Source organism: Rhodococcus spelaei (assembly GCF_006704125.1).
Taxonomy (GTDB): domain Bacteria; phylum Actinomycetota; class Actinomycetes; order Mycobacteriales; family Mycobacteriaceae; genus Rhodococcus_G; species Rhodococcus_G spelaei.
The window spans coordinates 226,384-246,674 of record NZ_VIGH01000009.1 but is presented as its reverse complement, the minus strand read 5'-3'; the positions used below and the strand labels follow the sequence as shown (position 1 = coordinate 246,674).

Annotated in this window: 19 protein-coding genes; 1 reads left to right on the top strand and 18 read right to left on the bottom strand. The window is 68.1% G+C overall.

What is annotated here, in order from left to right:
* Nucleotides 1-69 precede the first annotated feature (69 nt).
* The 4 genes from FK531_RS19610 to FK531_RS19595 all read right to left on the bottom strand — a co-directional run bounded on the left by FK531_RS19610 (nucleotide 70) and on the right by FK531_RS19595 (nucleotide 3,652).
* Nucleotides 70-1,185: a ferredoxin reductase gene (locus tag FK531_RS19610; protein WP_142102512.1), complete on the bottom strand. Its 1,116-nt coding sequence runs from the start codon at nucleotides 1,183-1,185 to the stop codon at nucleotides 70-72.
* 84 nt (nucleotides 1,186-1,269) lie between these two features.
* Entirely contained in the window at nucleotides 1,270-1,779 is a 510-nt protein-coding gene (locus FK531_RS19605) for a DUF6912 family protein (protein WP_142102354.1), read from the bottom strand.
* Between the two features lie 9 nt (nucleotides 1,780-1,788).
* Nucleotides 1,789-3,225 carry a WS/DGAT/MGAT family O-acyltransferase gene (locus tag FK531_RS19600; RefSeq protein WP_142102352.1) on the bottom strand — a complete coding sequence of 479 codons (1,437 nt, stop codon included), beginning with the start codon at nucleotides 3,223-3,225 and terminating at the stop codon, nucleotides 1,789-1,791.
* A gap of 1 nt (nucleotide 3,226) precedes the next feature.
* Nucleotides 3,227-3,652 carry an HAD-IA family hydrolase gene (locus FK531_RS19595; protein ID WP_142102350.1) on the bottom strand — a complete coding sequence of 142 codons (426 nt, stop codon included), beginning with the start codon at nucleotides 3,650-3,652 and terminating at the stop codon, nucleotides 3,227-3,229.
* A 149-nt stretch (nucleotides 3,653-3,801) separates the two neighbouring features.
* Between FK531_RS19595 and FK531_RS19590 the strand changes: the two genes are divergently transcribed.
* Nucleotides 3,802-4,317 carry an Rv3235 family protein gene (locus tag FK531_RS19590; RefSeq protein ID WP_142102349.1) on the top strand — a complete coding sequence of 172 codons (516 nt, stop codon included), beginning with the start codon at nucleotides 3,802-3,804 and terminating at the stop codon, nucleotides 4,315-4,317.
* Nucleotides 4,318-4,324: 7 nt separating this feature from the next.
* On the opposite strand, the gene secA is transcribed toward FK531_RS19590, so the two are convergent.
* The 14 genes from secA to FK531_RS19520 form a co-directional block, all read right to left on the bottom strand.
* The gene (gene secA / locus FK531_RS19585; protein ID WP_142102347.1) at nucleotides 4,325-7,117 is read right to left on the bottom strand and encodes a preprotein translocase subunit SecA; all 2,793 of its coding nucleotides are present in this window, start codon (nucleotides 7,115-7,117) and stop codon (nucleotides 4,325-4,327) included.
* 172 nt (nucleotides 7,118-7,289) lie between these two features.
* On the bottom strand, nucleotides 7,290-7,958 hold the full coding sequence (hpf, locus tag FK531_RS19580) for a ribosome hibernation-promoting factor, HPF/YfiA family (protein ID WP_142102345.1): 669 nt from the start codon (nucleotides 7,956-7,958) through the stop codon (nucleotides 7,290-7,292).
* Nucleotides 7,959-8,133: 175 nt separating this feature from the next.
* Entirely contained in the window at nucleotides 8,134-8,802 is a 669-nt protein-coding gene (locus FK531_RS19575; RefSeq protein WP_142102343.1) for a ComF family protein, read from the bottom strand.
* A gap of 32 nt (nucleotides 8,803-8,834) precedes the next feature.
* Nucleotides 8,835-10,586: an MtrAB system accessory lipoprotein LpqB gene (gene lpqB / locus FK531_RS19570; RefSeq protein ID WP_142102341.1), complete on the bottom strand. Its 1,752-nt coding sequence runs from the start codon at nucleotides 10,584-10,586 to the stop codon at nucleotides 8,835-8,837.
* Between the two features lie 11 nt (nucleotides 10,587-10,597).
* Complete coding sequence (gene mtrB / locus FK531_RS19565) at nucleotides 10,598-12,316, bottom strand: MtrAB system histidine kinase MtrB (protein ID WP_181763044.1); 1,719 nt, start codon at nucleotides 12,314-12,316, stop codon at nucleotides 10,598-10,600.
* A gap of 14 nt (nucleotides 12,317-12,330) precedes the next feature.
* A complete protein-coding gene (mtrA, locus tag FK531_RS19560) occupies nucleotides 12,331-13,008 on the bottom strand; it encodes an MtrAB system response regulator MtrA (protein WP_142102337.1) in 678 nt (225 codons plus the stop codon).
* A gap of 76 nt (nucleotides 13,009-13,084) precedes the next feature.
* Complete coding sequence (locus FK531_RS19555) at nucleotides 13,085-13,726, bottom strand: dTMP kinase (protein WP_142102334.1); 642 nt, start codon at nucleotides 13,724-13,726, stop codon at nucleotides 13,085-13,087.
* Nucleotides 13,727-13,768: 42 nt separating this feature from the next.
* Complete coding sequence (gene ahcY, locus FK531_RS19550) at nucleotides 13,769-15,265, bottom strand: adenosylhomocysteinase (protein WP_142102333.1); 1,497 nt, start codon at nucleotides 15,263-15,265, stop codon at nucleotides 13,769-13,771.
* Entirely contained in the window at nucleotides 15,262-15,912 is a 651-nt protein-coding gene (locus FK531_RS19545; protein ID WP_142102332.1) for a TetR/AcrR family transcriptional regulator, read from the bottom strand. The genes ahcY and FK531_RS19545 overlap by 4 nt, the downstream gene beginning before the upstream one ends.
* 54 nt (nucleotides 15,913-15,966) lie before the next feature.
* On the bottom strand, nucleotides 15,967-16,140 hold the full coding sequence (locus tag FK531_RS19540) for a rubredoxin (protein ID WP_142102330.1): 174 nt from the start codon (nucleotides 16,138-16,140) through the stop codon (nucleotides 15,967-15,969).
* Nucleotides 16,140-16,304: a rubredoxin gene (locus tag FK531_RS19535; RefSeq protein WP_142102328.1), complete on the bottom strand. Its 165-nt coding sequence runs from the start codon at nucleotides 16,302-16,304 to the stop codon at nucleotides 16,140-16,142. Before FK531_RS19535 ends, FK531_RS19540 begins: the two co-directional genes overlap by 1 nt.
* Nucleotides 16,304-17,515 carry an alkane 1-monooxygenase gene (locus FK531_RS19530; RefSeq protein WP_142102510.1) on the bottom strand — a complete coding sequence of 404 codons (1,212 nt, stop codon included), beginning with the start codon at nucleotides 17,513-17,515 and terminating at the stop codon, nucleotides 16,304-16,306. Before FK531_RS19530 ends, FK531_RS19535 begins: the two co-directional genes overlap by 1 nt.
* Before the next feature lie 253 nt (nucleotides 17,516-17,768).
* On the bottom strand, nucleotides 17,769-19,301 hold the full coding sequence (locus tag FK531_RS19525) for an amino acid permease (protein ID WP_142102326.1): 1,533 nt from the start codon (nucleotides 19,299-19,301) through the stop codon (nucleotides 17,769-17,771).
* A 44-nt stretch (nucleotides 19,302-19,345) separates the two neighbouring features.
* Complete coding sequence (locus tag FK531_RS19520) at nucleotides 19,346-20,266, bottom strand: cation diffusion facilitator family transporter (RefSeq protein WP_142102324.1); 921 nt, start codon at nucleotides 20,264-20,266, stop codon at nucleotides 19,346-19,348.
* Nucleotides 20,267-20,291: the final 25 nt, after the last annotated feature.

Genomic DNA, 20,291 nt, shown 5'->3' with positions numbered 1-20,291 from the left:
CCGGGGAGGACACCGCGGCGCGTGGAAACAACGATAGACGAATTTCGCCGGGTGGCGGTGGGCCGTCGATCAGAGGTCGAAGGTGCAGTCACCGGCAGCCGAGGAGATGCAGGTCTGCACGCGCTCGCCCTCGGCGTGCTCTCGACCAGAGCGCAGATCGCGGATGTGTCCGGACACCAGCGGCACGACGCACGTCTGGCAGATGCCCATCCGGCAGCCGAAGGGCATCTGAACACCCAGCTTCTCGCCCGCCTCGAGCACGGTGGTCGCGCCGTCGATCTCGACCGACCGACCCGACTTCGCGAAGGTCACCGTGCCGCCCTGCCCGGAGGTGTCCGCGCGCGCGATGGAGAACCGCTCGGTGTGCAGCCGATCGGCAATACCCGCGTCGGCCCACACCCGCTCGACCTCGTCGAGCATCTCCGCGGGACCGCACGCCCACGTCTGCCGCTCGCGCCAGTCCGGGTAAAGCTCGTCGAGGTCGGCCAGCTTGAACCGGCCGCCGGTACGGGTGTGCTGTACGTGCGAGACGAAGTTCGGATGCTTGTCGTGCAGTGCGACGAGCTCGTCGCCGAACATCACGTCGTGCGCGGTCGGCGCGGAGTGCACGTGCACCACGTCCGGCAACTCGTCGCGACGCACCATCGCCCGCAGCATCGCCATCACCGGGGTGATGCCGCTGCCGGCGGTGATGAACAGGATCTTCGCCGGCGGCGGTTCCGGCAGCGAGAAGTTGCCCTGCGGCGCGGCGAGACGAACGACCGTCCCCGAGGGGACGCCGTTGATCAGGTGACTGGACAGCTGGCCTTCCGGCATCGCCTTGACCGCGATCGTGATCAGCTTGTTCTCCCGGCTCGGCGGGGAGGTCAGCGAGTACGAGCGCCAGTGGAAGCGGCCGTCGACGAGCAGGCCGATGCCGATGTACTGGCCCGGCTGGTAGTCGAAGTCGAAGCCCCAGCCCGGCTTGATCACCAGCGTCGCGGAGTCGGAGGTCTCCTTGCGGACCTCGACGACCTTGCCGCGCAGCTCGCGCGCCGACCACAGCGGATTCGCCAGATGCAGGAAGTCGTCGGGCAACAGCGGGGTGGTCACCCGGGTCACCGCCCCGCGCAGCATGTTCAAACTCGGACGCCGTGGTGCCGACACATTCGCCGCCGGCGCCTCGAGCCACTTCCTCAAGCCCATCAGATTTCCGTCCACTCGCCTAGGTTACGGGACCGTAGGTTACCCGCAGGGACGCCGAGCTGTCACGCGGACGGCGAGAGAACTTCAGAGCAGTTCCAGCAGGAAGGGAAGTTCTTGCGTTGCGTACCAGGCGAGCTCGTGGTCCTCGGCGTCGCCGAGGACGAACTCGGCATCGGCGTCGCCCAGATCGGCAGCGTCGATCACCTTGGCCGCGCGCTCGATCGACTCCTCCGCCTCCGCGAGATCCACGTGCACCGAGGCGACCGCGGACAGCTCGAGCGGAGCCGACAGCCGCACCACCGCGTCGTCGAGGTCGGGGCGCAGCTTGACGTCCTCGACGTCGGCCGCGATCACCGCACGCCGGAACAGCGGCTTGTCACCCTCGCCCTCTTCGGCCTCCGCCGCCAGCAGTCGCAACGACGCGCGCGCCGCCTCCGTCATCGCGACCTCGGCCAACTCGTCGTCGTCACCCGAGGCGTACGCCTCACGCAACGCAGGTGTGACCGCAAAAGCGGTGCGGCTGACAGGATCCAGCTGCTCGTCCTCCACCAACCGCTGCAGCATCGCGATCGTCGCGGGCACGTAGACCCTCATGCACACCCCTTACCTACTGGCATCCAACAGTTCCTCGAGCGCCTCGTACAGCAACGCCGCGACCACGTCGACATCGGACATCGCGTCCCGGTCTCCGTTCAAACCGTAGTAGACGTGGCCGTCGTAGGACGTCAGCCCCACGCTGAGCGCCTGATTACGCAGCAGCGGCGAGACCGGATACATCTCCAGCAGCTTCGCGTTGTCCAGGTAGAGCGGGGTCCGCGGTCCCGGTGCGTTCGTGATGACGAGGTTGAACATCCGCTGCGAGAGTCCGCTCGCCACCCGCAGACCCATCGCGTGCAGTGTCGCGGGTGCCGTGCCCGACATCCGGACGAGTGTCTGAGCGTTCACCGTGCGACTCTGCTTCGCGTGCGCCTCCGAGGCGTGCGCGATATGCGAGAGCCGCACCACCGGGTTGGGCTCTCCCACCGGCAGGTCGATCAGCCACGAGAAGACCCGGCGCTCGGCACTCTCCCGCAGCGTGTCCCGCTCCGCCGGATCCACCTCCGGGTCGACCGCCTCGGCCGCGCCCTCCCCCGTGACGTAGACGGCGATCGGGACCAGGGCCCGCACCGACGAGAACGCGGTGACCGGCTCGCCGCGCGAGAGCAGCCAGTTGCGCAGCGCACCGGTGAGCACCGCGAGGATGGCGTCGTTGACGGTGCACCCGAACTTGCCCCGGATCGTCCGGTAGTCGTCGAGGTCGGTCGTGACCGTCGCGAACCGGCGGTTACGCGAAATGGTCGCGTTGAGCGGGGTCGAGGGCGCGGTGGTGGCGGCGGTCCGGACCACGGCTGCCACGTTCCCGATCGCCTTGGTCGCCTCGCCCACCAGGTCGCCGAGCACCATCCGGATGGTCGCGGCGCCCTCGCTCGGCCGGGCGATCATCTCCGCCACCGCGTCCAGCACCAGTTCGGCCTCGCGGGGTTCGCGGCTCGGCATCCACAACTCCTCCGCCACCTCACGCGGCTCGAGGGTCGGATCGAGGATCACCTGGTTGATCTCGAGTGCGTTCGCTCCGTCCACGAGCGAAGAATGCGATTTGGTGAAGATCGCGATCCGATTGTCCGCGAGCCCCTCGACGAGGTACATCTCCCACAGCGGCCGGGTCCGGTCCAGCGGTCGTGACGTCAGCCGCGCCACCAGGTCGTGCAGCTGCTCGTCCGAGCCCGGCTTGGGTAGCGCCGAACGTCGCACGTGGTAGGTGATGTCGAAGTCACGGTCGTCCACCCAGACCGGCCTTGCCAGGCCGAACGCCACTTCGCGCACCCGTTGCCGGTAGCGCGGCACCAACGGCAGCCGGCGCTCGACGTGGCTGAGCAGGTCCTCGTAGTCGAGGCCACCCTCCGGCGCCTCGAGGATCGCCAGCGATCCGAGGTGCATCGGAGTGGTGCTCGCCTCGAGAAAGTAGAACGATGCGTCCTGCGTGGTCAGCCTCGTCGCCATGTCAGTTCATGCCCCCCGTGCCCGATTGCTCCAGATCGAAAAGAATGCACAGCTCCCCCGCCGTGGTCTGCGGATCGACATGACGCACGCCGACCATCCCTGCATCGACCGCGCCCCGGACGTTCGCCGCCAGATCGTCGACGAACACGCAGTCCTCCGGCGACAGCCCGAGGCGATGCGCGGTCAGCCGGAAGATCCGCGGATCCGGCTTGGCCAGTCCGACGTCGCCGGAAAGCACCACCTCGTCCACCAACCGCCCGCCGCCGAACCCGCGCAACGCGATCCCGGCCGACCCACCCGGGTCGTTGCTCAGGATCGCGGTCCGCACGCCGCGACCGCGCAGGTCCGCGATGATCCCGGACAGCAACTGTCCACCGGATCCCGGACCGGCCAGTACGCCGCCGAAGTCCATCACCAAGCCGCGCATGCGCTCACCCTAGGGCGCGGCCCCGGCAGACGCGAGACGAGCCTGCCGAAATTGGTGCGAGAACGGAGAATTCGTGCAATCCTCATCCGCAACGTCCGGCCTCTCCCCGGAAACCGCGACCGCAGTCGATCGAGCACGGGAGAGAACGTATGACCGGACCACTTCCCTACCGCGGCGGGCTGTTCGTGACGGGCGCACCGCCCGCCGAACCGCAGCCGGACACTCCCCCCGCGCCGCGGCATGCCGGACCGCCGACGCTGCGCGCGTCCCGCCGCTCCGGACACGACGGGCGGTCCCCTCGCCCGGCCACGCCGGTGACCCCCGTCGACCCCGAGGCGCAGCGATTCACCGAGACGGCACTGCGACTGACCCTCGAGGTCCTCGACCGGCGGCGCCAGCCCCTGCAACTGCGGCGGCTGCTGGCACCGGCACCGGCCGACCTCGTCGCCGCGCTCGCCCGCGCCGGGTCACCGGCGGGGCGACTCGGCGTAGCGCAACTGCAACGGGTGCACCTGCGCTCGACCGGACCCGATGTGGCCGAGGTGTTCGGCACCTACGCGCGCGGTGACCGGACGTTCGCGATAGCGGGCCGGGTCGAACGCAGACCAGCCGCCCCGGGACGAAACCGGGACGGCTGGCTGATCACGTCGCTGCAGGTGGGCTGAGCGCGACTCAGCGCTTGCGCTTGGCCCTGCGCTCGCGCCGGCTGCCTGCGCCGTCGCCCGCGGCCGCCTCGCTGCGGCGCACCGCGGCATTGCCGTCCTCGTTCGGTCCGGAGAACGTCAGCCGCGTCTCGTCCTTCTGGTCGAGCCCCTTCGCGCGCAACGCATTCGGCGCGGCCGTACGGGCCGCCTCCGCGGCTGCCTGCTCGGTGGGCAGCGCCGCCGGGGCGGTGCGGGCCGCCGCCGCGGCCGCGGTCCAGCCCGACTGCTCGGGCGCGGGCTCCGGCGCGGCCTCGACCTGCAGGTTGAACAGGAAGCCGACCGACTCCTCCTTGAGGCCCTCGAGCATCGCCGCGAACATGTCGAAGCCCTCGCGCTGGTACTCGACCAGCGGGTCGCGCTGCGCCATCGCGCGCAGGCCGATGCCCTCCTTGAGGTAGTCCATCTCGTAGAGGTGCTCGCGCCACTTGCGGTCCAGCACGGACAGCAGCACGCGCCGCTCGAGTTCGCGCATGCCGTTCTCGCCGGCGATCGCGTCGATCTGCTCCTCACGGGCTGCGTAGGCGGAACGGACGTCCGCGAGCAGCGCCTCGCGCAGGTCGTCGCGGGAGATGTCGCCGCGCTCGCCGTCCTCGGTCTCGCCGGTCAGCTCCTGGTGCGTGATTCCGACCGGGTACAGCGTCTTCAACGCCGTCCACAGCTGGTCGAGGTCCCAGTCCTCCACGTAGCCCTCGGCGGTCGCACCGTCGACGTAGGCGGTGACCACGTCGGTGATCATCTTCTCGACCTGGCCCTCCATGTCCTCGCCCGCGAGGATCTGGCGGCGCTCGGCGTAGATGACCGTGCGCTGCTGGTTCATCACCTCGTCGTACTTGAGGACGTTCTTGCGGATTTCGAAGTTCTGCTGCTCGACCTGCGTCTGCGCGCTCTTGATGGCCTTGGAGACCATCTTCGCCTCGATCGGCACGTCGTCCGGCAGGTTGAGCCGGGTCATGATCGACTCCAGCGCCGCGCCGTTGAAGCGGCGCATCAACTCGTCGCCGAGGGAGAGGTAGAAGCGGGACTCACCGGGGTCGCCCTGGCGACCGGAGCGACCACGCAGCTGGTTGTCGATGCGCCGGGACTCGTGCCGCTCGGTACCGAGGACGTACAGGCCGCCCGCCTCCCGGACGTTGTCCGCGTCGGCCTTGGACTGCGCCTTGACCTCGTCGAGGGCGGGCTCCCAGGCGGCCTCGTACTCGTCCGGGGTCTCGACCGGGTCCAGGCCCTGCTTGCGCAGGTGCAGGTCGGCGAGGATGTCCGGGTTGCCGCCGAGCACGACGTCGGTGCCACGACCGGCCATGTTGGTCGCCACGGTGACGGCGCCGGTGCGGCCCGCCTCGGCCACGATGGTGGCCTCCTGCTCGTGGTACTTGGCGTTGAGCACGTTGTGTGCGACGCCGCGCTTCGTGAACTGCTTGGACAGGTATTCGGACCGCTCGACGCTGGTGGTACCGATGAGCACCGGCTGGCCCTTGGCGTGCCGTTCGACGACGTCGTCCACGACGGCGTCGAACTTGGCCTCCTCGGTCTTGTAGATCAGGTCGCCCTGGTCGACGCGGACCATCGGCCGGTTCGTCGGGATCGGGATGACGCCCAGGTTGTAGGTCTGGTGCAGCTCGGCGGCCTCGGTCTCGGCGGTACCGGTCATGCCCGAAAGCTTCTCGTAGAGGCGGAAGTAGTTCTGCAGGGTGATCGTGGCGAGGGTCTGGTTCTCGGCCTTGATCTCGACCTTCTCCTTGGCCTCGATCGCCTGGTGCATGCCCTCGTTGTAGCGCCGGCCGACCAGGATGCGGCCGGTGAACTCGTCGACGATGATGACCTCGCCGTCGCGGACGATGTAGTCCTTGTCGCGCTGGTAGAGCTCCTTGGCCTTGACTGCGTTGTTCAGGTAGCTGACCAGCGGCGAGTTGGCGGCCTCGTAGAGGTTGTCGATGCCGAGCTGATCCTCGACCAGCTCGACGCCGGCCTCGTGCACGCCGACCGTGCGCTTCTTGATGTCGACCTCGTAGTGCACATCGCGCTTGAGCAGCGGCGCGATCCGGGCGAACTCGCCGTACCACTTGGACGAGGCGTCGGCGGGGCCGGAGATGATCAGCGGGGTCCGGGCCTCGTCGATGAGGATCGAGTCGACCTCGTCGACGATCGCGAAGGCGTGCCCGCGCTGCACCAGGTCGTCCAGCGAATGCGTCATGTTGTCGCGCAGGTAGTCGAAGCCGAACTCGTTGTTCGTGCCGTAGGTGATGTCGGCGGCGTAGGCGACGCGACGCTCGGCGGGCGTCTGCCCCGACAGGATCACGCTGGTGTCGAGTCCGAGGAAGCGGTGCACACGGCCCATCCACTCGGAGTCGCGCTTGGCCAGGTAGTCGTTGACCGTCACCACGTGCACGCCGTCGCCGGCGATGGCGTTGAGGTAGGCGGGCAGGACACAGGTCAGGGTCTTGCCCTCACCGGTCTTCATCTCCGCCACGTTGCCGAAGTGCAGGGCCGCGCCGCCCATGATCTGCACGATGTAGTGCTTCTGACCGAGAACTCGCCAGGACGCCTCGCGGGCCACCGCGAACGCCTCGGGCAGCAGTTCGTCGAGCGACTCGCCGCCCGCGTAGCGCTCCTTGAACTCGGTCGTCTTCGCGTGGAGCTGCTGGTCGGTCAGTGCCTCGTACTCGGGCGAGAGGGTATCGACGTGCTCGGCGATGTTTTTGAGCCGCTTGACCATGCGACCTTCACCAACACGGAGCAGCTTGGACAGTGACAGCGACGGCACGGGCTTGAACGTCCTCAATCTCGGCGGGCAGGTGACTTCACGGTAGATCCGGCTGCATTCACAGTAGATCCGGCCGAGGGAGGTTATCCCCCGGCCGGATCCCATGGTAGGCGTTGCGTCGATCTACCGAGTAGATCGACCGGCCCAAACTTGTATCAGACGACCTGGCGGCTCATGCCAGGCGGATGAGGCCGTAGTCGAAGGCGTGCCTCCGGTACACGACGGACGGACGGTCCGTCTCCTTGTCCTGGAACAGGAAGAAGTCGTGTCCCACCAGTTCCATCTCGTACAGGGCGTCGTCGACGCTCATCGGTGCGGCCGAGTGGACCTTGGTCCGCACGATCCGGCCGGGGCCCTCGTCGTACTCGGGCTCGAGCGAGATGTCGGGCGAGATGCCGAGCGAGTCGTCCTCGGCCAACGCGGCGGTCGCCTCGGCCACGGATACCGGCGTCTTGTCGCCGTAGTGCACTCGCCGCCGATCCTTGGTGCGACGCAGTCTGCTCTCGAGCTTCGAGGTGACACTCTCGAACGCGGCGTAGAAACTGTCGGCGGCGGCCTCTGCCCGCACCACGGGGCCCTTGCCCCTCGCGGTGATCTCCACGCACTGGCAGTTCTTCGCCTGGCGCCGGTTGCGCTCGTGCGTGAGTTCGACATCGAAGTGGTAGATCGTGGGATCGAATCGCTCGAGCCGAGCGAGTTTCTCGGCTACATACACCCGAAAATGGTCGGGCACCTCGACATTGCGGCCCTTCACCACGATCTCGGAACGTGGGGCGTCAGATTGTCCGGTGGTTTCTGCAGCGTCTTCGATGAAAACAGAGGCTGTTGAAGGGGTCGTCACGCGTACCTCCCGGTTACGGCCGAGCCACTAGAAATGACTTGCGGCGGATGAGCTACGCCGGGAAGGGGACCGCCCGGCGTCAGGGTTCGGAACTATCACCTCCCACCCAGTTCGTCGGCTTGTTGGCGACGCTAGTACGAGTTCGACGCGAGTGCCAGCGTTCGTGCCGATTGCTTCATGCGGCGGCGATCACAAGCACCGCGTCGACCCGGACGCCCCGGCCCGCGAGCGCCCGAACCGATTCCGCCGCGGTGGCTCCGGTGGTGAGTACGTCGTCGATCAACACGACACAATCGGACCGGCCGGTACCCTCCGTCGGTCCGACCAGGATCCCTCCCGCCAGGTTCTCGACCCGGGCGCGCGCCGACAAGCCCACCGAATCTCGCACTCCTCGAGCATATTTCAGCAACGGATCCACGCGGACCGACTCGGGCGCCAGGACCCGTGCGGCGACGCCCACGGCCCGCGCCACCGGGTCGCCCCCGCGCGAGCGGGCCGCCCTGGCCCGCGTCGGCGCGGCTACCAGCGTCAGCAGCGCCAGCTCCGCGGGGTCGATCTCGCCCAGATCGCGCAATCTGGTCAACGCGAGCGCCAGCGCCTCCCCCAGGGGCCGCGCGAGGTCGCGTCTGCCGCGTTCCTTGGCAGCGATCACCGCGGCTCGGCGGGCTCCCGAGTACCCACCGATCGCCCACGCCCGCGTCCCGGAGTCCACCCGGGGCGAGATCGGCACCGGATCGCCCGACAACTCGGCTCGGCAGCGCGGGCACCAGAGGGTCCCCGGTGCCGCACAGCCGCCGCATTCGCGCGGCAACACCAGGTCCGTCAGCGCCTGCACTACCCCCATCCCGGCAGTGTGCACCGGGGCACCGACACGGCTCAGCCGGGCAGGACCGGAATCGCCTTCACACCGGTCAGGCCGGGCACCTCGCGCCAGTACCGGTCGCCTGCCGGATCGTTGTTGTTGAGTTGGAACACCGCGCGGGAATCGGCGACGAACGCGGTCGTGGCGGAGGCGTCGACCGACGTCACCGGCGGCGTGAGGTTGCGACTGGGCAACGCGTCCATCCGCGAGCCGTCCACCGCGACCGTCACCACCGGAATGTCCGAGGCCGCGCGCGCCACGATGATCGCATCGCCGCTACTCCAGTCGAGCGAGACCGCAGGACTGCCGAGCCCGACCGCGACGGGCCGCGCGCTGCCCAGCGCATAGGTGCCGTCCGGACGGTGCCGGACGGTCGCCACGTACACCTTCCCGTCCACGATCAACGCGGCCCGCACGCCGTCGCGGGACAACCGGAGCTCGGAGACGGTCGCGCCGAGCGAGCCGATCTCCGTGGTGTCGACCGGCGCCGTGACCAGCTGACCCGTGTTGAGGTCGCGCGCCGCGCGGATCACCCTCGAACCGTCCACGACGGTCCATACCGAATTGTCGCCGAGCGACCACGTCGGCCGGGTCATCGTGGCCCCCTCGACGACCGGGCTGGCGAATCCCTCGATCGGACCGACCATCAGCGCGCTCGCCGGGTCCGGTGCCGTCCTGCCGGTGTCTGCCACCGCGGCCGCCAGCTTGCCGTCCCGCGACAGCGCGATCGACCGGATCCCCGGCCCGGTCCCGAAGTAGCCGGGCATCGGACTCACTCCGGTGTCGGTGACGGCGACGAGTGCGCCGTTGCTGAGCGCGTGCAGTCCGACCATGGAGGTCGCGCTCGCCATCGGGTTGGTCGAGGACACATCGGCCGTCGTCCACCCGTTGGGCAGCCGGTCGTCGAGCGGTTTGCCGTCACCGAGCAGCACGTACGGTCCGGATATCTCCGCGTTCGCCAGTGTCCACACGACCTGCGCAGCCAACTGGTCCTTGGCCGGCTGATCGAGCGCCGACGCACCCTGGAAGTCGACGCGCAGCCCGCCGAACCCGATCCCGACGCCTGCACTGCGGCCGTCCGCCTTGGTGATCGGACCCTTCACCGAGACCTTGCCGGCCTGGTTGAGGACAGCGCCCGCCAGCGACTGCTTGGGCCCGGCGATCAGCATGTCGATCAGCTGCGCGGTCATGTCCTGTTGTGCGGCGGAGATCCAGCGCAGGTCGGGCACGACCGTGCTGCCCGACGGGTCGAGGAAGTACAAGGCCTTGCGCTGGTAGGTCTTGAGGAACTGCGGGCGGTCCATGATGACCCCGGCCGGCAACTCGTCGATCCGCCACTGGCCGTCGACCCTGGTCAGTCGCACCTTGGCTTCGAAGTTGCCCTCGACAGCCTGGTAGACACCGCCGGGCTCGAGTTGGCCGACCCGGTTGGCTCGGATCGTGTAAGTGGCCTGGTCGCCGCTGCGGGACTCGGGCAGCACGTCGACCTTGTCGACGATCGTGGTGCTCGCCGTGTCGTCCCAGCTGTTCGAGGCGCGCTGGGTGAGGAACTGGCGAGCCGCGGCGTGCCTGCCGCCCGGGTCGGTACTCGCGCCGAAGAAGTCGCGCAGCAGCAGGTCGGGTTCGCGTCCCGGCGTCGGCGCCGGGACGCTGGTCACCGCCGGTTCCTTGGCGATGGTGCCGATCGCCTGCGGAGTCGACGACTCCGGCAGGCTCGCGCACCCACCCAGCAGCACTGCCGCGCCCGTCACGAGCGCGGCAACCATGTGTCGCCGCCTCACGGTCGACGCTCCCGCAGTATCGGCACGCTGCCGGTCTCGTCCGGGTCGAGCGCCTCGCTCTGCTCGCCGTGCCCGCTGTGTGGGCGTTCCGCGCCCGGCAACGGCCTGCCCTGCACGTGCTTGACGCTCGGCGGACGCAGCGGCAGCGGACTGCTCGTCACCTTGTGGCCGCGCACCAGCGGCAACGTCAACCGGAAGCAGGCACCCTCGCCGGGCTCACCCCAGGCGTCGAGCCTGCCGTCGTGCAGTCGGGCGTCCTCCACGCTGATCGCGAGACCGAGTCCGGTGCCGCCGGAGCGCCGCACCCGCGACGGATCCGACCGCCAGAACCTGTTGAACACCAGCTTCTCCTCGCCCGGACGCAAGCCGATGCCCTGGTCGCGGACGATGAACGCAGCGGCATCCTCGTCGGAGCGCAACCGAAGCAGGACCGGTTTGCCCTCGCCGTGGTCGATCGCGTTGGCCAGCAGGTTTCGCAGGATCCGCTCCACCCGGCGCGGGTCGACGGTCGCCATCACCGGTTCTTCGGGCAGGTCCAGGATCAGCTCGGTGCCGGACTCGCGGGCCAGGTGCCGGATCGTCGAGACCGCCGCCCTGGCACTCATCCGCAGGTCCAGCTTCTCGGCCGCGAGCTCGGCGACGCCGGCGTCGTGGCGGCTGATCTCGAGCAGGTCCGCGAGCAGCGTCTCGAACCTGTCCAGCTCCGCCACCAGCAGTTCCGACGACCGCCGCATGGCGGGATCCAGCTCCGCGCTGCCGTCGTGAATGAGGTCGGCGGCCATCCGGACGGTGGTCAGGGGCGTGCGCAGCTCGTGGCTCACGTCGGAGGTGAACCGTTTCTGCAGGTTGCCGAACTCCTCGAGCTGGGCGATCTGTTTGGACAGCGACTCGGCCATGTCGTTGAAGGACATCGCCAGCCTGGCCATGTCGTCCTCGCCGCGCACCGGCATGCGTTCGCGGAGTTTGCCCTCGGCGAAGCGCTCCGCGATCCGGGAGGCCGAGCGGATCGGCAGGACCACCTGCCGCGCGACGACCACCGAGATCGCGGCGAGCAGCACCAACAGCACCGCTCCGCCGATCAGCAGGGTGCTGCGCATCAGCGACAGGCTGCGGTCCTCGCTCGCGAGCGGGAACACCAGGTACAGCTCGAGGTCGGGCACCTCCGCGGAGGTCGGGCTGCCGACAATCAACGCGGGACCGGTGTAGCCGTCCGGGTCCGAGACGGTGGAGAACTGGTAGCTCACCTGGCCACGCTGGACGAAGTCACGCAGGTTCTGCGGAATCTGGTCGATCGGACCTGCCTGCGCCTGTCCCCGCGGTGGGTCGCCCTTCACGACGAGGACGGAGTCGAAGGTTCCGGCCGCGCCCGAGGCGGGGCCGGCGTCGACACCGCGATTGGTCAGCGACGCCCGGGCACCGTCGAGGCGGGTGCTCAGCGAGGTGCTGTCGTCGGACCCGGCGAGCTCGCTCTGCACGGTGCCGCGGGCGCGGTCCATCTCCTCGGTGGCGGCGCTGATCTTCGCCTCGAGCAGACGGTCGGTGATCTGGCTGGTCAGCACCACACCGAGGATGGTGATGACCACGAGCGAGAGCGTCAGCGTCGAGACGACCACTCGGAGCTGAAGCGAACGGCGCCACAGGTGCGCGAGTGCACGGCTCAGGTTCCGGAAGCGACGCAGGAGCGGCGTGAACGTCCCGTTGATCCTGCGCCGCATACGGGTGGAACGGATCACGGCGGTCCGGCCTTGTAGCCGACCCCCCTGACCGTGAGTACCACTTGGGGATTCTCCGGGTCAGTTTCCACCTTGGCGCGCAGTCGCTGGACGTGCACGTTGACCGGTCGGGTGTCGGCGGCGTGCCGGTAGCCCCACACCTGTTCGAGCAGCACCTCTCGGGTGAACACCTGTCGGGGCTTGCGGGCGAGGGCGACCAACAGGTCGAACTCGAGCGGGGTCAGCGAGATCAGCTGCCCGTCCCGGGTGACCTTGTGCGCGGGCACGTCGATGACGATGTCGGCAATGGACAGCAGTTCGGCGGGCTCGTCCTCGGTGCGGCGCAGGCGAGCGCGCACGCGGGCGACGAGTTCCTTCGGCTTGAACGGCTTCATCACGTAGTCGTCGGCGCCGGACTCGAGTCCGAGCACCACGTCGACGGTGTCCGTCTTGGCGGTGAGCATCACGATCGGCACGCCGGAATCCGCGCGCAGCACCCGGCAGACGTCGATGCCGTTCATCCCGGGCAGCATCAGATCGAGCAGCACCAGATCCGGGCGGATCTCACGGACCGCGGTGAGTGCCTGGGTGCCGTCGCCCACGACGAAGGGCTCGAATCCCTCGCCGCGGAGCACGATGGTGAGCATCTCGGCGAGCGCCGTGTCGTCATCGACAACCAGAATGCGTGGCTTCATGTCCCTATCGTGTCATCCTCGGACCCCGGAACCCGTCGTTCCAGGGCGCTCCGGTGGCGTGTCGCGGTCGTCGCGATCACTTCCACTGTGCCAGATCAGCGGCCAGGGCTGCCGGATCCACGTCCGGCGCCAGTACCCGCCACGGCGACATCCAGCTGGTTCGAGCCAGTTCGCGGTACACCTCGCCGGTGCGCGTCTGCAGGTCCGAGTCGCGCTCGAAGGCGTCGAGTTCGCGGCTCGCGTCCTGGATCTCACGGGACTGCGCCCGCGCCCGGGCGAGTTCCACCGGGACGTCGAGCAGCATCTGCAGCCCGGGTCGCGGCACCCCCAGCCGGTCGAACTCGAGCGCGCGGACCCAGTGCACGAAGTCCCCGCCGGCGCCCTGCCGCATTCGCGCCGCGCCGTAGGCCGCATTGGAGGCGACGTACCGGTCCAGGAGCACGATGTCGTTGACGGACAGCAACTCCCGCAGATCCTCGGCCGCGAATCCACGATCCAACGCGAACATCGACGCCATCCCGTACACCGAATCGGCGAGGTCCCCGTGGGATCCCTTCAAGGCCTCGGCGGCGAGGTCCGCGTGAATCGAGTTGCCGTAGCGGGGAAACGCGCGCACGGCGATGCGGACGCCCGCCGACTCGAGCTCGGTGACGAGCTTGTCGACGAGCGTCCGCTTACCGGCGCCGTCCAGACCTTCCAGCGCAATGAGTGTGCCCACGGCGGGAAAGTCTAGGCGGCACCGATCAGGTTGTGCGGCCGCCTAGTAGCGGTAGTGCTCCGGCTTGTACGGACCCTCGACGTCCACGCCGATGTACTCGGCCTGGTCCTTGGTCAGCTTGGTCAGCGAGCCGCCGAGCGCCTCGACGTGAATCTTGGCGACCTTCTCGTCCAGGTGCTTGGGCAGCCGGTAGACCTCGTTGTCGTACTCGTCCGGCTTGGTCCACAGCTCGATCTGCGCGATGACCTGGTTCGAGAAGCTGTTGCTCATCACGAACGAGGGGTGCCCGGTGGCGTTGCCGAGGTTCAGCAGACGGCCCTCGGACAGCACGATGATCGAGTGACCGTCGGCGAAGGTGAACTCGTCGACCTGCGGCTTGATGTTGACCCGGGTGACGTCCGCGGCCCGCTCGAGGCCGGCCATGTCGATCTCGTTGTCGAAGTGGCCGATGTTGCCCAGGATCGCCTGGTGCTTCATCTGCTTCATGTGCTCGAAGGTGATGATGTCCTTGTTGCCGGTGGAGGTGACGACGATGTCGGCCCAGCCGATCGCCTCCTCGACCGTCTTGACCTCGAAGCCGTCCATCAGGGCCTGCAGGGCGTTGATGGGGTCGATCTCGGTGACCGCGACGCGTGCGCCCTGGCCGCGCAGGGCCTCGGCGCAGCCCTTGCCGACGTCGCCGTAGCCGCACACCAGCGCGGCCTTGCCACCGATCAGCACGTCGGTGCCACGGTTGATGCCGTCGAGCAGCGAGTGCCGGGTGCCGTACTTGTTGTCGAACTTGCTCTTGGTGACCGAGTCGTTGACGTTGATCGCCGGGAACACCAGCTCACCCGCCGCAGCCACCTGGTAGAGACGCAGCACGCCGGTGGTGGTCTCCTCGGTGACGCCCTTGACGGACTCCGCGACGGCCGTCCACTTGGACTTGTCGGCCTCGAGGGACTGACGCAGCAGCGCGAGGAAGACCTTGTACTCGTCGGAGTCCTGCTCCTCGTCGGTCGGCGGCACGACGCCGGCCTTCTCGAACTGCGCGCCCTTGAGCACCAGCATGGTGGCGTCGCCGCCGTCGTCGAGGATCATGTTCGCGGGCTCACCCGGCCACGTGAGCATCTGCTCGGCCGCCCACCAGTACTCCTCGAGCGTCTCACCCTTCCAGGCGAACACGGGAATGCCCTTGGGCTCCTCCGGGGTGCCGTGCGGGCCCACGACGATCGCGGCGGCCGCGTGGTCCTGGGTGGAGAAGATGTTGCACGACGCCCAGCGGACCTCGGCACCGAGCGCGCTCAGCGTCTCGATCAGCACCGCGGTCTGGATCGTCATGTGCAGCGAGCCGGAGATGCGCGCGCCCTTGAGCGGCAGCACCTCGGCGTATTCGCGGCGCAGCGCCATCAGGCCCGGCATCTCGTGCTCCGCGAGGCGGATCTCCTTGCGACCGAACTCGGCGAGCGAAAGGTCCGCCACCTTGAAGTCGATACCGTTGCGGCTGTCCGCCACGAGGTTGTTCGCCACGATCTTGTTCTCAGACACGCTGGTCGTCATCTGCCTCTCCTGGTTGGCAATATCGAAGGTAAGGCTATCGGTTCGGTGGCGGCCGGGGCGATGGCCTCGATGAACGGCACGAAGAGCCTGGCCAGGTCCTCGGCCACACCCTCGTCCGAGTCCGGCGGCATCGAGATGTAGCTGATCGCCAGTCGGACGATTCCCCGGCCGAGCAGGCCCGCCTCGGACGGTGTGGCCTGTATCCAGCTGCGCTCGAGCGTCGCCGCGAGCCGAGACGAGGCCCGCTCCAGCAGCGGGGCACTGTCGGTCGTGATCAGTCGCAACAGGTCGGGCTTGGCCTCCCCGGTGAGCAGCGAGTGCACGAGCGGATCGGCTGCGCTCTGGCGGAAGAATGTGGTGAACGCCGCCACCAGAGCCGTGTGCGGCGCGCCGACATTGGCGTAGACGGCGTCCTCGACCGCACCGACGAAGCGGTCCGCCAACTGCAGGGCATAGGCCTGGGCCAGCCCCTGCCGCGACTTGAACTCGTTGTAGACGGTCTGTCGGCTCACCCCCGCGCCCGCCGCGACGTCGGTCATGGTGACCTCGGACCAGTCCTTGTCCGCGAGCAGGTCGCGCATCGCCCCGAGGACCGACTCCCGCAGCAGCGTTCGGGTTGCCTGCTGGTACGGGACTCGGTTGGTCATGAGGGGACACTGACACCGGCGCCGCGACGCGTCAAACCGCGGCGCATGCCGCCGTCACGGCCGCGCGACCTCCTCCATGTAGAAGTCCGCCTTCGCCGCCCCGCAGTCGGGGCAGCTCCAGTCGTCCGGGATCTCGTCCCAGCGGGTCCCGGGGGCGATGCCGTCCTCGGGCCAGCCGAGCTCCTCGTCGTACTCGAACCCGCACTGCACGCACCGGTAGAGCTTCATCACAGGGCCTCCTCGAAATCGATCTTCTCCCGCACACCGCAGTCCGGGCAGCACCACTGATCCGGGATCTCGTCCCAGAGGGTCCCCGCCGGAAATCCTTCCCGTGGAGCACCTTTCGCTTCCTCGTACGTGTACTCACACACCGGACACCGATACGCGGCCATCACGCCACCCCGAGCCGGGCGTAGATGCGCTCCCGCTTGGACGGCTGCACGTTCACCTGGGTGATGTCACCGTCGTAGTGGTCGAGCACGCGGTGGTCCATCACCTTGCGCCAGACCGGCGGAATGTAGGCCAGGGTGATCATGCTGGCGTAGCCACTGGGCAGGTTCGGTGCGCCGTCCATGCTGCGCAGCGTCTGGTACCGCCGGGTCGGGTTGGCATGGTGGTCACTGTGCCGTTGCAGGTGGTACAGGAAGATGTTCGTGCAGATGTGGTCGGAGTTCCAGCTGTGCGCGGGAGTGCAACGCTCGTAGCGGCCGGTCGCCGTCTTCTGCCGCAGCAGACCGTAGTGCTCGAGGTAGTTCACGGTCTCGAGCAGCGAGAACCCGTACACGGCCTGAATCACCAGGAACGGCAACACCTGCCAGCCGAAGCCCGCTACCAGCGCCACCCACAGCGCGACCGACATCAGCCAGGCATTCAGGACGTCGTTGCGAATGTTCCACGGCCCCTTGCCGAGTCGCTGCAGTCGTACCTTCTCCAGTTCCCACGAGGACTTCAGGCTGCCCCAGACACTGCGCGGCAGGAAGGTCCAGAAGCTCTCGCCGAAGCGTGCGCTCGCCGGATCCTCGGGGGTGGACACGCGGACGTGGTGGCCGCGGTTGTGCTCGATGTAGAAGTGCCCGTAGCAGGTCTGGGCGAGGGTGATCTTCGACAGCCACCGCTCGAGATCGTCCTTCTTGTGGCCGAGTTCGTGCGCGGTGTTGATGCCGATACCGCCCATCACGCCGATGCTCAGCGCCAGACCGACCTTCGACGCCAAGCCGAGCCCGCCGTCGATGCCGAGCCAGCTCAGGTTGTCCGACGTCCACAGGTAGCAGGCGAACACCAGGCTCGCGAGCTGGAACGGAATGTAGACGTACGTGCAGTAACGGTAGTACCTGTCGTTCTCGAGCTGCTCCATGACCTCCTCGGGCGGGTTCTGTCCGTCCGGGCCGAAGAAGACGTCCAGGATCGGGAGCAGGACGTAGACGAGGATCGGGCCGATCCACCACCACACCGGCGAGACCGCATTCCAGCCCAGTTCGTTGAATCCCCACACCAGACCCGCCGCGATGAAGACGGCGGTCGGCGGAATCAGTCCCAACAACCAGAGGTGGCGTTTCCTGTCACGCCACTGGCCGGGCGCCTGCTCCCCCGCTCCGATTCGCATGCTCACGACTGCCTCCCGTCCGACGGCCACCAACCTGTGAAGTGGACCACTAGGAACTAGACGATAGACCGCATTCTGTCGCCCGTCTATACAAATATCGCCTTTTGTAAACCAACCCGGGCGCAGTCGGATCCAAAGCGCGGGTAACCAAGGTGAGGATTACCAAAATGAATGGGTGAAGTGTGTGCCGCGGCGGGGTGCAGCATCTCGACGGACGACGAGGACTCAGCCTCGTTCCCGTTCGGAACCGGACTTACCGCCCCAGGTGCGTCGGCTCGTCCGGTCCACCCAGATGGTCGAGCGCCTCGGCTGCGAGACCGGGCGGCGGCCGCATCCGCTTGCCCACCAGCGAGTGCCGGTAGCCGTAGCCGAAGTACACGACGATGCCGATCGCCATCCAGACCACGAACCGGATCCAGGTCTCCACGGACAGGTTCAGCATCAGCCACCCGCAGGCCAGCACCGCCAGGACCGGGACCAGCGGCACCCACGGCACCCGGAACCCCCGGGGCAGGTCGGGGCGGGTGCGCCGCAGGACGATCACGCCGAGGCACACGAGCACGAAGGCGAACAGCGTGCCGATGTTCACCATCTCCTCCAGGGTGCCCATCGGGAAGAATCCGGCGAGCACGGCGGAGACGAGGCCGACGATCACGGTGATCCGCACCGGGGTGCCGTGGCGTCCGGTGTGCGCGAGCTGTCGCGGCATCAGCCCGTCCCGCGACATCGCGAACAGCACCCGGGTCTGGCCGAGGAGCATCACCATCACGACCGTCGTCAGGCCGGCCAGTGCGCCGAGGTTGATCACCCACTGCGCCCACGTGATGCCGTGGTACTCGAACGCCGTTGCAAGCGTCGAGTTCTCGGTCGCGAGCGTGGTGTACTTGACCATCCCGGTCAGCACCAGGGTGACCGCGACGTACAGCACCGTGACGATCGCGAGCGAGCCGAGAATGCCGCGCGGCAGCGCCTTCTGCGGGTTCTTCGTCTCCTCGGCGGTGGTCGCGACGACGTCGAATCCGATGAACGCGAAGAACACCAGGGACGCTGCTGCGAGCAGTCCGTACCAGCCGTACGTGCTGCCTCCCGCCCCGGTGAGGAACGAGAACAGGGACTGGTGGATGCCCTCACCGGTGCTCTTCGGCGCTGACGGCGGAATGTACGGCGAGTAGTTGTCCTTGCTGATGTAGAACGCGCCGACCACGATCACCAGGAGCACGACCGCGACCTTGATTCCCGTGACCACCTGGGACACCCGCGAGGACAACTTGGTCCCGGTCGCCAGGATCACGGTGAGCACGGCAATCAGGAGCACCGAGCCCCAGTCGAAGTCCACGCCACCGAGGGAGACGACCGTCGAACCCTCCGCCCCGATCACGTTGCCCAGGTACAGCGACCATCCCTTGGCGACCACCGAGGAGGCGAGCGCGAACTCGAGGGTCAGGTCCCAGCCGATGATCCAGGCGACGAATTCGCCGAACGTCGCATACGAGAAGGTGTACGCGCTGCCGGCGACCGGGACCGTCGACGCGAACTCTGCGTAGCACAGCGCGGCGAGTCCGCAGGCGATCGCGGCGAGGACGAAGGCGAGCGAGACGGACGGGCCGGCGACGTTGCCCGCGGTGCGCGCGGTGAGGGTGAAGATGCCGGCGCCGACGACCACGGCGACACCGAACACCGTCAGGTCCCACGCGGTGAGGTCCTTGCGCAGTTTGCTCTCGGGCTCGTCGGTGTCGGCGATGGACTGCTCCACCGATTTCGTCCGGAAGATTCCGGTGCGTGCCATCGCTGCCTCCTCATGCGGGGTCTTCCGTCGAGCCTATTGCGCCGTCACGGTGTGGGCACCCGGTACAGATCGGGTTCGAGGTAGATGATCCGCGCTGCGGGCACGGCAGCCCGAACCCGAACCTCGGCCTCGTCGATCGCGGCGGCGATGGCCGCGATGTCGGAGCCGGGCGCCACCGCGACCTTGGCGGCCACCAGCAGTTCCTCCGGACCCAGGTACTGGGTCTTGCAGTGGATGACGCGGTCGATTGCCACACCGTCGACCAGCGCCTGGAGAATCCGCTCCTCCTCGTCCTCTGTCGCGCCCTCGCCGATGAGCAGACTCTTCATCTCGACGATGAGGATGACGGCGATGATGCCGAGCAGGACGCCGATGCACAGCGTTCCGATGCCGTCCCACACGGGGTTACCGGTAATCGTGGTCAGGCCGACGCCGCACAGCGCCAGCACGAGGCCGACCAGAGCCCCGGTGTCCTCGAGCAGCACCACCGGCAGTTCGGGACTGCGCGAGGTACGGATGAACCGCCACCAACTCGCGTCGCCCTTCAAGGGGCGGGACTCCTTCGCCGCCGTCAGGAAGCTGTAGCCCTCCAGGCCGATCGCGATCACCAGGATCACCACGGCCACCATCGGCGAGGAGAGGTCCTCGGGGTGCTGGATCTTGTGGATGCCCTCGTAGATGGCAAACATCGAGCCGAGGGTGAACAGGACGAGCGCAACGACGAACGAGTAGAAGTAGCGGTTGCGGCCGTACCCGAACGGATGCAAGCGGGTGGCCTTGCGGTTCGCCCTGGCCTGACCGAACAGGAGCAGACCCTGATTCGAGGTGTCGGCGACCGAGTGCACCGACTCGGCGAGCATCGACGACGACCCGGTGATCAGGAAGCCCGCGAACTTCGCGACCGCGATCCCGGCGTTCGCGGTCAACGCCGCGACGATCGCCTTCTTGCCCCCATTGGCTGACACTGCTGTTCTCCTCGTCGTCTCGGGT